The organism is Rhodococcus sp. P4_F3_2, from assembly GCF_056401335.1.
In genome coordinates this window covers 23,153-38,619 of the sequence record NZ_JBFUJN010000022.1, presented here as the reverse complement: position 1 = coordinate 38,619, position 15,467 = coordinate 23,153, and the positions used below count along the sequence as shown (strand labels likewise).

General features: G+C 57.7%; 6 protein-coding genes. 3 read left to right on the top strand and 3 right to left on the bottom strand.

Annotated elements, in window-relative coordinates:
- Positions 1–110 precede the first annotated feature (110 nt).
- On the bottom strand, positions 111–5,588 hold the full coding sequence (locus AC1DWA_RS22360; RefSeq protein WP_477917047.1) for a DUF3320 domain-containing protein: 5,478 nt from the start codon (positions 5,586–5,588) through the stop codon (positions 111–113).
- 280 nt (positions 5,589–5,868) lie between these two features.
- Here AC1DWA_RS22360 and AC1DWA_RS22355 point away from each other — a divergent pair, with 280 nt between their 5' ends.
- Genes AC1DWA_RS22355 through AC1DWA_RS22345 form a run of 3 tightly spaced genes read left to right on the top strand, consistent with a single transcriptional unit; the run spans position 5,869 to position 11,940 of the window.
- Positions 5,869–7,047: a DUF6361 family protein gene (locus tag AC1DWA_RS22355; RefSeq protein WP_397510531.1), complete on the top strand. Its 1,179-nt coding sequence runs from the start codon at positions 5,869–5,871 to the stop codon at positions 7,045–7,047.
- The gene (locus AC1DWA_RS22350) at positions 7,034–8,800 is read left to right on the top strand and encodes a phospholipase D family protein (RefSeq protein ID WP_218680135.1); all 1,767 of its coding nucleotides are present in this window, start codon (positions 7,034–7,036) and stop codon (positions 8,798–8,800) included. Before AC1DWA_RS22355 ends, AC1DWA_RS22350 begins: the two co-directional genes overlap by 14 nt.
- A complete protein-coding gene (locus AC1DWA_RS22345; protein ID WP_397510530.1) occupies positions 8,797–11,940 on the top strand; it encodes a helicase-related protein in 3,144 nt (1,047 codons plus the stop codon). The genes AC1DWA_RS22350 and AC1DWA_RS22345 overlap by 4 nt, the downstream gene beginning before the upstream one ends.
- Here AC1DWA_RS22345 and AC1DWA_RS22340 read toward each other — a convergent pair.
- A complete protein-coding gene (locus AC1DWA_RS22340) occupies positions 11,916–13,832 on the bottom strand; it encodes a TerD family protein (RefSeq protein WP_397510529.1) in 1,917 nt (638 codons plus the stop codon). The two genes, AC1DWA_RS22345 and AC1DWA_RS22340, sit on opposite strands and share 25 nt — an antisense overlap.
- A gap of 461 nt (positions 13,833–14,293) precedes the next feature.
- The gene (locus AC1DWA_RS22335; RefSeq protein WP_397510528.1) at positions 14,294–15,394 is read right to left on the bottom strand and encodes an LLM class flavin-dependent oxidoreductase; all 1,101 of its coding nucleotides are present in this window, start codon (positions 15,392–15,394) and stop codon (positions 14,294–14,296) included.
- Positions 15,395–15,467 lie beyond the last annotated feature (73 nt).

Below are 15,467 nucleotides of genomic sequence, written 5' to 3'. Positions count from 1 at the left end.
ACTTCACCAATCTCTTTCATGAGAATTTCGATCTGCGTGCGATGAAAAGCTAGCAGAAGTGGATTACCAATCAAGCAAGCTGCCAGAGGAACAATCCAACCGGCAAGTCCTTACTCACTCACCAGAGTCAGTTCACCTCCGCGAGCACGCATCACATCACCACACCCGATCAATCGGTCAACGGAAAGCTCGGTCACCGAACGATTTTCTTCCGTCACACGCTSCCAGCCGAACAACTTGGATACCTGTTGCGCGAGGGTGTCTGCATCCAGCAGACGCGCGTCGTCGATCAAGTGAGTGACGGCGAGGTCAAGCTCCTCCTCCGGAATGTGAACCAATTTCCGGGGCGACTGTTCAGCACCCGGTATCCGCACTACTGACAATGCCAGGTCTGGCAACCGGCACACACCATCACTCATGGGCGCAACCGAGCGCCCCTTGATGTTGGCTGAAGCTAAAGCACTGTCAGCACTTCGCTTCGCGACGGCGCCGAGCCGCTGAATTCCCCACGCCTGCTTGAAACGGTCATAGAGTACGTCGCGGTGAACCGGCGCCTCCGCCTCGACAACTTGAACGAAGTACGCTCGAAGATCCTGCTGCCCTTCAATAGTTTTGGGATCGCGCCTGAGGCATCTCGGTTCACCTACCATTGTGTATTCCGTTGCCCAATCCGGCTTGGTATCAAAATCCACTTCCTCGACCGCAATTGGTTGGGCAATCACCTCCGGAATAGGCGCTGGGGCTGTCGGACGATCGCTCTCCGCAATCGCGACCTCGATCGCCTTTCGCAGGCGCTTCTCCTGCACCTCGCGGTCACGCCACCAGCTCAGCCCCCAGATTCGGTGCAGCTCCCAACCGAGATTGCGGAGAACCGATTCACGAAGGCGATCTCGATCGCGAGCTGTCTTTGCCGAATGATAAGCCGCACCATCACATTCGATACCGATCACATACTGCCCCGGGCGATCCGGATGCCGAACAGCCATATCAATTCGGTAACCCGCAACACCGACCTGCGGCACTACGTCGTACCCCCAACCGCGAATGACGTTGACAACTTGTTCTTCGAAAACACTCTCCACATCACCATCGCCATCGTCGAGATCGAGGGCCAGCGCCTTCTGCCCACGTTCCGCGAAGTCTAGGTAGTTCCTCAGATGGCGTAGACCGTCGTTAACTGTCGCGGACATCTCGGATGCACGGAACGAGGATACGACCTCCACGCGCTTTCGAGCCCGTGTAATAGCAACATTGAGTCTGCGCCATCCGCCCTCCCTGTTGAGCGGACCGAAGTTCATCGTGAACTTCCCATTCTCGTCGGGACCATACCCGAGAGAGAAGACGATGATGTCACGTTCATCGCCCTGGACATTCTCGAGGCTTTTGACAAAGAATCCGTCCAAGCGATCGTGGTCACTGAGCAGGCCCGCTAGGACCGGGTGTTCCGCCGACTGACGTTCCAACTCCGCAGTGACTGCGTCCGCCTGCGCAGACGAGAACGTCACCACACCGATCGACTCGGATGGAAAGGATTGAGCGAAATAGAGCACGCGCTCAACCACTTTGGCGGCCTCGACGGGATTATCTCGCGTTGTCCCACGGCGATACGTACCTTTGACAGGGATCAGCTCAACACCCAGATTTGGCGCGTCGAACACGGCGCCCGGAAATGTGTGCAGACTTCCGTCGTAGAAGCGATAATTCGAATAGGTGATGAGATCTTCGTGACGACTACGATAGTGCCAATTCAGTGGCAACGACGTCAGCCCACCGGCGCCCTTGGCGATATCAAGGACCGACTCGAACACATCAATCTCATCGTCTTCGTCTTCCCCCGCAGCATCATCGCTGATCGAGAAGAAGCTCGAGGGCGGTAGCTGCTTTTGATCACCGGCAACGATCAACTGATTGCCGCGGTACACACAGTTCACGGCGTCCGAAGGAAGCACCTGCGACGCCTCGTCGAAAATCACCACATCGAACTTGATACTCGTCGGAAGGTATTGCGAGACAGACAGTGGACTCATCATGAAGCAGGGCTTCAGTTCCTGTACGAGGGAACCTGACTCATCGAGCAGCTGTCGAACCGGCTTGTGTCGAGTCTTCTTCTGCGCCTCGCGAATAATTACCTGCGCGGGTCGACCATTGATGGAACGCGGCGCCCGTGCATTGCAACTTTCAACAACCCTCGCGCGGGCATCGTGCACCTGGGTTTGGTCGAGACTTTTGAAACCTGCGACCAAGGCTTCGCGATTGTCAGCCTGATAGCCAGCCAATCGGCCGTCGATTCGAACGACGTCGTCCACCCAGGCCTCCAGCGCCGCGTACTCGAGCGAATGCGCAACGAACTCGGGCGATCTGGGACTCTTCTCGAGTTCGACGAGAACGTTTCCGAAACCCTTCTCCTGCATCCATTCGCGATCTCGCAAATAGTTGCACCAGTTCTCGATATCGGGAATCGCACCGCTTTCCATATCTGCCAGTAGCTCCGCAGCTCCGTTGATATCCTCGAGCAGATCGACCTTCAACTCGGCGCTACGTCGCGGGGAGAAATTCGAAACCAGCTCCGCGCTGACCTGTTCCCACTTCGCGGCGATACCCGTTAGTTCACTGGCCGGAACCGTCACGTAGCCTAGTCTTTTCGCTACCCCGCCAGAAATCGGAACCCCGACGGAACGCCGCACCGCCTCTGCCCAATCTAGCTGCTGCGCAACCAGTTCGAAATCGGTAGTGAGATCGAGGCCTATGTCTCCGAAAAGCGCAGGATCCGCTGCAGCGTCCGATTCAAGGTCCGTGAGACCAACTCGCACGCTCCGTGCGGCTCCGATCAGCGAAACGCCTTCGTACAATCCAACTTCCCGCTGAGCAACTGTGGAAACGTGCACCAGAGCATTGCGTACCGGGGTTAGTCGAGCTACACCTGCGAATGCCCACTCGCTTATGCTCTCAATCGGTCCGGAGTGCACGACTGAATCTCCAAGGTGACCAGACAATGCCGCAACGGTCTTGTCCCACTGAATCAAACCTGTCTTCAGTCGGTCTGCAATCGGAATCAACGCGGGATCCGGTACCCCACCGCTCGCCAGCTGTTTTGACAGCCGATCCGGGTCTACCTCAATACCGGCGAGAGTCGCTGCCCGTCGCGCGTTTCCCAGTGCAACTCGCAAAATATCGAAATCTGTTGACAGGCCTTGGTAGGCACTGCCCAACCGTGGCGCGTGAAACTGCTCGCCAGACCCAAGCTCTTGTACAGCTTCCTGCCAGCTCGCGGCCTCCTCCAGGCGCGCGATGAGAGCCTTGTCCAGCTTCCCGGACACTGTCACGGCCTTCAATGATTTCTTGTCGGCGCGGGCCGCCTTGGAAAACTTTCCAAACCCCTTGTACACATCTCGGAATCGAACTGCCAGTGTACCCAGATCTTGTTCGAGAGCAGCAGGAGTGAAGTATTCGCGCATGGCCTCCTGACGGCGCCTCGCGTGCTCCACCATCTTGTCCATCGCAAGAATCGACTCTGCGACTTGACTCTGCAACGCCGCATTGAGCCAATGCCCCTCGGGGCGTTCCACAACGCCGCCTAAGGAGGCGAGTTCAACGAGTTCAACGGCGCGAGCAACAGTAATTCCTGCAGACGGAACGCCTAGGAGCTCAGCCAGCTGGATCGCGTCGTCCTGTACAGCGGCGAGTTGTACCGGTACCTCGACCAGCTGTCGTTCCAGAGCCTCAATCGCGGTCGGACCCATCCGACCATCGAGAAGTGAATCTTTGAGGCCGCTCTCGAGAACCAACAAACTAGCCTCGTCAAGCTCATTCCATCTAGGCCCAACCACGCGATCAAGTTCGTTCGACTTTGAAACGATGTTGTCGACTGCTGTTCTTGCCTCAGACAAGCGAAGGCGAACCGGTTGCAAAGAAGAACGTGAAAACCACTCAACTGGAACATCGTTCGAGTCTTCAAGAAGCGCCAACAACGCCGAGCGCTTCCGCACTCCATCCGAGTTTCGGGCCAGTCTCAGACCGGTGGCAGTATCGACGGTATCAAGCCTTACTGCTAGGTCACGTGCATTCTCAGCCGCGCGCGCAGCAAGCCGTTTGAGCTCGCGAGCTTCAGGGGCGCCGAGATCCCGCCGCGACAACCCTCGCCAAAGAAAATCATCGCCACGTTCCGATACGTGCCATAGATTGCCAAGCCTCGAGGCAGCTTCACAAAGTTGAGACCGCGCCCGCGCATCTAGCGCGCTCCAGGTAATGCCCCCATCGGCCGAAGCATCGAMGTGACCTGAAAGTTGTTCAAGCCGCCCCAGGACTTCAAACACTGAGAGCCCGAGCGGCGAGCGCACCTCGTTCAATGCGTCGGTGTATCCGGTCAGTGATTCGCGTATCGCTACGAGGCGGTCCTCGTCGCCTGCGGAAAAGGTTCGGTGCGCCGCGACCCGAGTTTTCAAGGCCGTGGACAGTTCCTGCGCCACATGTTTCCGGGTCGCAGCATGGCTGTGCAATTCAAGAAGGAACTGCTGCAGGCCTGCGCTTTTCAATCGATCGCGAACTACGTCAAGAGCGGCAGCCTTCTCACTGACGAACAGCACTGTCTTTCCCGACGCGATCAACTCGGCGATCATGTTGGCAATGGTCTGGCTTTTACCTGTTCCGGGAGGCCCGTCCATGACAAAGCTTCGCCCGTTAGTGGCAGCGAGGATACATCGTCGCTGACTGGAGTCGGCGTCCAGAATGCTAAACATTTGCTCAGGAGGAAATGTGCGGTCCAAGTGTTCGATCGGGGTCGGGTCGAATGCAAATTCGCCCGCCGAAGGTGCATCGGGTCCGATAGCCAAGAGTTGCACCATAGGATGCGCGGCAACGACGTCTGAATTCACCTGAAGGTCCCGATACATGGCTTCCTTGTGAAACGTGAAGCTCGAGCACACCGCACGGTCAACCGTAGACCAACCGTCATACCCTTGGATCAATCGGTTAATCTCCGACGTCAGGCCGCCAATGTCCGGTGAGTCAGGATCCACGTCGGGCAAACTGAGCCCATACTCCTCCATCTTCAACTTGAGTGCCGGGTTGACCGTAATTTCTTCCTCCGCGCGGAAAAGTACATACGGTGAGTCCGCGCCTGTCCGCTTGAGCTGCACGGGGACCATGAGGATCGGGCTCTCGACCAACTCGTCGTCGCCCGAGTCCTTCCAGCGAAGCATTCCGAGCCCCAGATACAGAGWCCATACACCTCGGTCCGCGTACGACTGCTGAGACTGCTGGTCTAGTCGGCGAAGTGCGATCTTCAAAGTGTCGGCAGTTTTATTAGTGACGACAATCGATCGCTCCGGTATCGCCACGTCTGCGTCGACCTGAGGTCTGATAACGACATCGCCGGAATCGAGCATATCGAGGAGTCCCGCGGCCCCATTTTGCAGAACCTCCAGTGACGCGCTCTTCGTGTGTTTGAAGTAGAGCAATCGCTGGCGCCGGTCCAGTGCCAGGAGCTTTTCTCGCCACGATGTCAGCTGACGAACGAGCCGATCGGCCACATCTGCGGGCAACTTGCGCCCGACAATGCTCGACCGTTCTTCTTTCGGCCCGTTTGTCATGTTTGTTCCTTTCGATAGGAAAATCGAAACTAACTCTAGACAGCGCTCACCCGATCAACTTCGAGGACACCCCCGGCCCACCCCGACACGAGTTCATATCAAGAAAACACGTGTTCGCCTCCCCCTTCTTTCACCAGTGGATGCCTTGGGGGAGAAATCAATCGTAGGGTGCAACAGACTCCAAACCGTCAGGAAGCAAGTTCCCCCTAGGGAGTCTGCAGTAACCTGACAGCAATTGCCCCAACATTGCCGTCGAAGTGGAAGCAGTTGTGCATCACCCATGTCCTTGATCGCCTGGCTCGATACGTCCGCTCAAGAAGAACGACGCATGCGTGAACTGGTTGCGCTCTTCAGCGAACCCGGAACCCTCGACAATCTCGGTATCGGTCAGATCCGAGACGGACTCGCAGACCTCCTGTTCCCCGGAATCTCCACAGTCCAGACGCGGGCCCGCTATCTGGTCCTGATTCCGTGGACATTCCAACGAGCAGCGCTGCGCAAATCAGGTGCAGCGCTGGTCAAAGCTGCAGACCGGGAACAACGCGAGGTACTGCTCGCACTCCGCGAGGCCGGCCACACTCAGGGGCTGATCGGACGGGTCGCCGGCGCAGCGGTGCGGGTACTCCCCTCCGCGATCTACTGGAATGCACTGCAGACCTACAGGATCCTTCGCCACGATACCCGCCCACAGCACCTGCCACAGTCGCGCAAGGGGGAGGCAAATGACGACGAGATGCACGACACCTCACCGTGGTCGACGCTCCCTCTGCCTGAGTCATTCCCCGCGGATGTGACAGACCAGGGCTTTGATCTCTCTGTGGCGGAGGCCAACTGGCTTCGCGAGCGGATCGTCGTGACCTGCGACAGTTCCTTGCTCGCGCATTTACTGAGCCAACCGACGATGCCTGACCTCGACGTCGACTACCTCTGGCATCTCGATCTGGAATCAGCACCGCAAGAACTTCACGACCTCGTTGAAGACACCGAGCTGTTCTCGCTGGCCCTGCACGGTGCGTCACTGCTCTACAACTTGATGGTTGGCGAAGCGTATGAGCGTCAGGAGTTGACAAGCGTGGAGGCACCCGCGCAGCGATACCGTAGCGAACTCTCTCAGTGGAGCGAGCAGTACTGGAATCATCCGCTTGCACCGAAATGGGACCGGTCACGGTTGTGGAGCCGTTTCCCGGCAATATCACCGCGAACGCGGCAATTTGTCGAAACCTGGATCGACGGTATCAACGATCTTGGAGCGGGAACTCCGGCAGATTCCGTCGATCTGCGAAGACTAGTCAGCGATCGCGAGTTTCAAAACAAGGGCGCGCAGTCACGTCTGACCAATGAGAAACAACTGCGACTCTGGCAGGGTGCGTCCGGGGCAAGCCGACTCCAATTCCGTTGGCCACAAGCATCACAAATACTCAGCGATATTTCCGAAGGACTGAACAATGCTGGCGCCTGACGAACGAGCCACTCTGGTCGATCAATTGCGGCCACCGGCCGACTCACGGCTCGATCATTTGGTGGGAACCACATTCACCCTCGATCTACAGTCCGCACTGGTACCTGCACTCGCCTTTGCGTCACCGTCCCATGCGACGGATCCTCTGGCAATGCTGGCGTCTATCCGTATCTGTGCCAACGCCATCGACATATTCCATCAAGCCGGACACATTCGAGTTCCGGAACGGACGAATGCACTCATGGCCTTCCTCGAGCCCGCAGTACATGCCGTCCGCAGTCGCCCAGGCACTCTCTTTCACCCGAAAATTTGGTTGGCGAAGTACGTCGACGACGAGGACGTTGTCAGTTTCCGACTCCTCGTTCAGAGCCGAAACCTGACGCGGGACAATTCCTGGGACATGGTTGTTGCACTCGACGGCGTCATGGGTAGCACACGAAACAAGACCAACAAGCCTCTGAGGGCATTGCTTCAATATCTAGCCGACGATGCCACCGCCTCCCCGTTGGAGCCGACTCGACGCCGACGTATGCAGACACTGGCCGACGACATCCGGTATGCCGAATGGACTGCACCCGAGGGACTCTCAGATATCGAATTTCACGTGTTCGGTGTACAAGGCCATAGACCAGCGCCAAACTTCGAAGGCACCCGACACCTCGCGATTTCACCATTTCTGGGCGATGACGGATTCGACACTCTGATTCCGGGCGATCGTGTAATCGCGGATGTCGTTAGTCGCGCAGAATCTCTGGAACAGCTCCGCCCGGAAACCTTGAAGTGGTTCAGCGCGTCCTACGTACTGAACTCTGATGCTGGAATCCCTGACCCTGAATCAGACTCGGCGAATGTACTGGGTGGATTGCACGCCAAGGCGTACATCGTTGAATACAACCACTGGGCAAGACTTTTCATAGGTTCAGCCAATGCCACCGCTGCGGCGTTCAACAGGAATGTCGAGATTCTGGTTGAAATGGTCGGCGCCAAGAAGAAGTTCGGAATCGACGCCATGCTCGGCAACAGCGGACTCGGATCAATCATCAGCCCATACGAAGCCACAGGCGGCGCGGAACCGGATGAAACCGATGTCATCCGCCGCGAACTCGACAAGGCCTTGCAGGCGATTGCATCAACGCCGTTCACCGCGACTGTCCAACCAGCCGGAGAATTCTTCGACCTACTGATCGAAACTGATGTTCCCATACAACTTCCCGATGGTTACAGCGCCACGATCGAACTCACCACGCGCCCTGGATTTGCCGTAGCTATGACGTCCGACGACCCTGTCGACTTCATCAGTCCCGGGCTGAAACTGGTCGATATAATGCCGTTCCTCGCAGTTCGTGTCACCGAGCCTGGCGGATCGACTGGCAGCACAGTAGTCGTTGCCAACCTGATCAACGACCCCGACGAGCGCCTCGACGAGATCCTTGCTTCGCAGCTGAACAAGCCCGAGGATGTTCTGCGCTTTATCGCGCTAATGCTGTCCATCTCCAACGGCGGGGACAGTGCAGGCGGAGCGTTCGACCAGATGATCCGCGACCACGGATCCCAATCCGGACCACTCCCCGGCATTCTCGAGTCACTTCTACTCGCCCTTGCGACGGCGCCGACGGTCCTGACAGATATGGACGGCTTCATTCGCCGCCTCCATCGTGACGACGCACGTCGCGACCTGTTGCCGCCGGGATTCTCCGAGCTCTGGACGGATATTCACTCTGCTGCAACCGTTCTGGATCGGAGAAACGCATGAACCAGGAATTTCGCGCCGATACAGTTCTTGCCGGACTACGCGACTTTCAGCGGGACACCGTTGACCATGTATTCGAGCACTTCTACAAACCGGATCCCAGTCGCCACTTCCTCGTCGCAGACGAAACCGGGCTAGGCAAGTCGATGGTGGCGCGCGGAATCATTGCGCGCACAATCGAACACCTCCAAGAGGATCCATTACACACCGAGATCAACATTGTCTACATCTGCTCCAACATCGACCTCGCACGCCAGAATCTTGAACGTCTCAACGTCACCGGCAACAAAGACATCACCCATACCAGCCGGTTGACGCTGCTTGCTACCCATAACCGCAGATTGGACTCCGCGGAAGACAACCTGCGTGTACCCGTCAATCTTGTTTCACTGACTCCGGATACATCATTCAAGACGGGACAAAGGTCCGGCCGTTCCGATGAGAGGCAACTGCTGTTTCTGTTGCTCGATCGCGAGTTCCAGTTCACCCAGCCTCAACGCGTGGCTGCGCTGAAGATCCTGCAGGGTTCCGTCGCTTCCTTCGATACCTTCGAAAGGGACGTCGCAGTTTTCGAGGAGAAATTCGGCGATTCGATTGATCCGTCGATCTTGGAAGCGTTTGTTGCCACGATTAATGCCGGCGAACCGTCCATCGCCGACAGGTTGTTCGACCTGATGAAAAAGCCGATCAACGATCCCGGTCGAAACTCCGCCATCACGACCCTCATTGCAGATTTGCGGTACGAACTTGCTCATGCCAGCGTGAATTCACTGGCGCCCGATCTTGTGATCATGGACGAGTTTCAGCGGTTCACAGAGTTGATGGACGAGACGACATCCGCCGGCGAACTTGCGCGCCATCTGTTCGGTCACCACGGGACACGGGTACTTCTTCTGTCTGCAACGCCATACAAGCCGTATACCGAGGCCGACGATTCCGGTGCCGATCACTACTCCGATTTCACCAAGACGATTGATTTCCTCGCTGATGGTTCGAAGCTGGTGAAATCCGGTGACGTCATGGCGCTGCTAGAGCAGTTTCGCAATGCCGTTATCGAGGATCGCGAAGCCACGCAAACGATATCAGACCTACGAAACCTCCTCTTGTCCTTGATGTGTCGCGTGGAACGCCCGGCCAATTCAGACAACACAATGGTTCGGGAACGCAGGTCCACGATCTCTGGAATCGAACCTCGAGAATTACTCGGGTACGCGGCCCTGCGCCGCCTCGCCAGGGAACTCGACGCCCAGTTCAGCGTGGACTACTGGAAGTCCGTTCCCTACTTCGTCAACTTCATGAGCAACTATCAGTTCGGTCGGAAGTACGCTGCAACCGTCGGCAGTAGCGAGTCGCGTTTACTCGACATCAGCAGAGTCGACGCCGCTGCTGTCAGACAGTTCGCTGAGATCGAAGCGGGCAACGCTCGGACTCGAGATTTCCGCGACGATACCGTCGATACGGGCTGGGAAAAACTGCTGTGGATCCCGCCCAGTCTTCCGTACCTGACCCCCGGAGGTCCGTTTGCTGATCCCAATCTGGCACAGACAACGAAGCGACTGGTGTTCTCCAGCTGGTCGTCAACTCCTCCCGCCGTCGCATCAATTCTGAGCTATCACGCGGAACATCGCTTGATGCAAGGACATTCCTCGATAGTTCCAAATGATCCGGATAGTCTCCGAGCCATCGGTTCACCGCTCGAATACCGCGGATCCAATCCGCAGATGACCACGCTTGCCCTCTTCTGGCCGATGCCACATCTCGCAACAATGTCGGATCCGCTCGCCCTTGCTCGAGACCACGTCGACCCGGTTGATACCGTGTCCTTCGAAGCCACTGTGGTGGAGCGACTTCAGTCGACCATTCCGCGTGGTCGCGAAACTTCGACTGCGACCGGGGCACAACACTTCTATTGGTCGTGGCCGATGCATCTCGATCGAGAGCAATTCGACGTGTTCGATTTCAGCTCGGACGATCAAGGATGGCTCCGCAATGTCTTACAGTCGCACCATGACTCAGATGCCGAGGCAACTGATGAGGCAACTAGTCTCGATCCATTCCTGACCCTCGCCGAGAGCACCACAAAGCTAACCGACGGTCGGATACCGCCCGACCTCGTCGAGGTAACTGCCAAACTGGCGGCGCACTCTCCGGCGAATTGCGCGTGGCGGTCGCTGAAACGATTGCGGATTGCTCCGAGCGTTGCAGAAGGCGACATCTGGGGAGCTGCTGCCACTATCGCGTCAGGACTCCGATCAACGTTCAATCGTTGGCAGTCCGCAGTGCTTCTTCGGCAGCTCTATCCGGACTTACCGTATTGGCGACAGGTTCTGCAGTACTGTGCCGACGGTAATCTCCAAGCAGTCCTCGACGAATATCTCGGGCAATTGACGCCGACCCACGACAGCGAGCCTCTCGACGTCGATCGGATCTACGCCATCGCTAATTCTGCAGCCGAGGCGATGTCACTTCGAGTGGGTCAGAGCCTGTCGCACGACCCCATAGACGAAGCCGATAACATCCGCTTCCGAACTCACCTTGCCGTTCAATACGGCGGTAAATCCGAGAGCGACGAGTCGTTTCGACCGGCCCTTATTCGCCGTGCATTCAACAGTCCGTTCTGGCCGTTCATCGTCATCTCGACCAGCGCCGGCCAAGAGGGAATCGACTTCCACCCTTGGTGTCACCATGTGGTGCATTGGAATACACCGTCGAACCCCGTTGACTTCGAACAACGCGACGGTCGCGTCAACCGGTTCCGTGGCCATGCTGTGCGGCGCAACCTAGTCGAGCGCCACCGGATCAGCATTTTGGGTGCTCACGACGTCCACCCCTGGACGGCCGCGTACGCCATCCCGGACGAAGAACTCGGCGGACTGGTACCGGATTGGATCTACTCTGGATCTCACAAGGTGATTCGCGAACTGATGCCCTATGAGTTGAGCATCGACGGCCCTCGACTGGAGAAATCCAAAGCCGGAGTTGCCCTCTACCGCCTGGCATTTGGGCAACCGCGACAAGAAGACCTGATCGAACTACTCCAGCATCGGGATGTAGACGCCGAAGCAGCCGCCGCAATGCGACTGGACCTCACTCCACCGTCTCGAGAAACAAATCGAGGTCAATCATCCACTTCGACACCGTAGCCGACAGCCATAGCACCGAGTCCGTGGTTATGCCCCTGACCTACTGCCCGAAGCCGCCAAACATTTCCGCGGCGGTAAATTTCGGCGAGAACCATGGTCCGCTCGACCGTTCCGAGATCGAGTACAAATGTGGCAAATGTTCCGTCGGGACCGTCAATGCTGACCGAGACTGCTCCTAAGTCGCCGAATGTCTTGTCACCGTCGACTGCTGCTGCGATGACAACACGTTGACATTCCTCAGGCAAAGAGTCGAGATCTGCACGGACACTCTGCTCACTGTCACCGTCGACGGAGAGCTCGACTGCGCCGTCCTCATCCACGGTGTTGTTGTAGAAGACGAAATCTTGATCCGAATCGACCTTGTTGGTTCCGTCAAGGAGAAAGGCAACCACATCGACGTCGAATTCGTCTCCAACGTTTTCTGCCCGCCACGCAACATTGATCGACCACGACGACTGAGCGGCAGGAAGATCGACGACCTCGCCACGCATCAAAATCGGTGCAGACAAGCGTGATTCGAGCCTCATGTGGGCGGGAACTACACCCGAGACCAACGCCTCGTTGACGTCGGATTCCGTGATCTTAGGAAGCCCTCGATCCGTGACCCTCGCCATCCGCTTGTCGGATTCACCGCCTTCCAACACCAAAACCTCGGTGACCGCGGTTGTGAAGTTGAGAGACGGACGAGCACCGAGCTGCAGGATGCGCGACCGCATGATCACGCCGTCGAGATGGGTACCGCCGAGAATCAGAACGCGACGCCCCTGCCACGCCTTCGCCTTGCGATTCGCGAGCGGGGATGCATTCGCGATCGATGATGGCCGTACCCCGGAGGTCGATTCATCGGGACGAGGTTGCGCAGATACGATCATCTCCGGCACCAGAACCACCTCGCGCTGGACCTCGACTTCCGGCGCTGTCATCGTGTCAGGCACGGGTTCAACAGCGTTCACTCCCACGGAAGCGCCCTCAATCTTGATCTCACCCGGCACTGCACGTTCCAACAAGTGCTCCAACTGCTGCTCCGAGATCACGGGAATTCCATCCGACTCGGCCTTACGTACTTTCGAGCTTTGAGATGCAGTGTTGTCACACACCAGAACACTCGTCTGTCGGCTCACGGTATTTGTGAACTCGAATCCCGCGTCCGTGAGGCGGGCAGCCAGCGTAGCCCGGGGTGCGGATGTCGGACCACTGATCGCTATCTTCATTCCTTGGACCAAGCCGTGAGTCAGATCGAGGCGTCCGGGGTTGGTGAATGACGACGGCACTCGCTTGATCTCGCGAGAGTGGACCGTGGCCCGGCGGTCCTTACACCCCACCACGGGAAGCGGAAGTTGCAGCGTTTCCGCGAGAGATGCGCTCCTGCCGAAGACCTCGACGAGTACCCGCGCATCGTCGTAGGCGTCGTGCGCATTGACCTGTTCTATCTTCCAATACTCGGCCAGTGTTGCGAGCCTGTGATTGGGTACGTCGAGCTCCAGGCGTCGCGAGAGCGCCAAAGTACACAGCCGCTCCTCGATCGGGGTGCCAAAACCTGCGCGTTGAAACTCTGCGTCGAGGAACCCATAGTCGAATGACGCATTGTGCGCCACCATTGTTCGGCCGGACAACAGTTCGCCGAACTCGTCAGCGATATCCTCGAAACGAGGCGCACCAGCCAGGCGGTCTGGAGTGAGATTATGTACGTGGACAGGTCCGGGATCGCAACCGGGATCAAGCAGCGTTGAGAATTCCCGCTCGACCGATCCGTCTTCACGCAATACCAGCGCGGCAATACTCAGTACGCGATGCGACGCAGCCCGCATTCCCGACGTCTCGACATCCAGAACAACCCAGCTGTGATCAGCAGGCAGCCGATGGTCCCCTGCTAGGCGTATCGCGCTTGTCACTGAAATACCTCCGTCGGAAAGAGCGAACCGATTGACAATGCGTCGATTCTCATCGACATCATTCCTGAACCGTCCGACAGATCCTATTACGCAACACCCAAACGATTTGCCTCCGTCGGGAATGACAATTTGACAAGAGCATCCGCACTGCGAGATCTACGAGCTTCTTACTGAGCTCGGATTCAGGCGATTTGTCGGACGCCGATTCGGATAGCGGTCCGATTTCGGAGCTCGACAGGTTCGGTGCAAGGGTCTTTCTCCTTGGCCCTCGAACAAGAAACACGAATTGACCCAGCCATATCCGGCTCGCCGGTGTCGAATCGGCTGCTGACACATAGATCAACTACTGCTCACCAACTATGAGCACAGGAGGGGTGCGCTCAGCACACCCCTAAATGACACAATGAGAGCAACCCGCCCAATCCATCCAGTAAAAGTTGGCGCAACCGGGATCTGGCCGCTCAGTCGACGGCGGTGAAGCCTTTCGCCCGATCTTTGTCGGCCGAGGTCCACAGCGTCGTCGACAGTTCGGCCTTCACCAGCGGCATAACCTCTTCCGCAAAGCGGCGCAGAGTGTCCTTCTGCTGCTCGAAGTCGAGCACGTGATTGACCGACACCGATTGGAAATCGTGGCCGTAGCTCTGGTGGTAATCGAGGATCTTCTCGGCGACTCGTTCCGAAGACCCGACCAACGCCGGCCCGCGGTCGACGGCCTCTTCGATGGTCCGGAAACTCGTCGACTTCCCGACAGCTTTGGGATCGTGCTTGCGTTTGTCGGCCTGCGCAACGGCGCCTTCGTAGATCGGACGGAACTCTTCGATCGCTTGTTCGGTCGTGTCGGCGAGGAACAATCCGCCCGAACCCGATCCGACGTACGCCTTGGACGGGTCGTGCCCGTACGCCAGGTACTGCTCACGGTAGTGGTCGATCAGCACTTTGTAGTTCTCACGAGACTGGAAGGCGTTGGCGGTGACGATGGGGTCGCCCCACTTGGCCGCGAGTTCGACGGCCTCGAACGAGGTAGCCGATCCATGCCAGATACGGAACGGTCCGTCGTAGGGACGCGGTAGCGTCGTCGCGTCCTCGAGCGATGGTCGGTGAGTCCCCACCCACTTGACGTTTTCCTCGCTGATCAGCAGTTTGAGGAGTTCGTAGTTCTCGGTGAGGTATTCGTACTGCTTGGCGATATCCAACCCGAGGAGCGGGTACTGAAGGACCTCGTTGCCCTTGCCGATCACGATCTCGAGGCGTCCCCGGCTGAGCTGATCGATGGTTCCGAAATCTTCGGCGACTCGAATCGGGTCGAGTAGCGACAGAACGGTGACACCCGTCGAGAGCAGGATTCTGTCTGTGGCCTGCGCAATTGCCCCCAAAACGACGGTTGGCGCCGACGAGAGAACCGGCCCGGCGTGGCGCTCACCCACCGAGAACGAATCGATACCCAGTTCTTCGGCGAGAACCGCCAGTTCGACGACGCGGTTGAGCCGATCGGACGGGGCAACTTCCTCGCCGGTCACTGGATGGGGTGGGTTGAAAATGATGTCCAGAACCTGAAAACGCATGACCCGTCTTTCTCGATAACCGCACAGCACGCCTGTCCCTCGGAGGCTAGTGCGCGACTGCTCGACGGATCCG

What these genes read in the sequence shown, in the direction of transcription:
- AC1DWA_RS22335 (WP_397510528.1), bottom strand. Translation starts at nt 15,394, where the DNA reads ATGCGTTTTCAGGTTCTGGACATCATTTTCAACCCACCCCATCCAGTG.
- AC1DWA_RS22350 (WP_218680135.1), top strand. Translation starts at nt 7,034, where the DNA reads ATGCTGGCGCCTGACGAACGAGCCACTCTGGTCGATCAATTGCGGCCA.
- AC1DWA_RS22355 (WP_397510531.1), top strand. Translation starts at nt 5,869, where the DNA reads ATGTCCTTGATCGCCTGGCTCGATACGTCCGCTCAAGAAGAACGACGC.
- AC1DWA_RS22345 (WP_397510530.1), top strand. Translation starts at nt 8,797, where the DNA reads ATGAACCAGGAATTTCGCGCCGATACAGTTCTTGCCGGACTACGCGAC.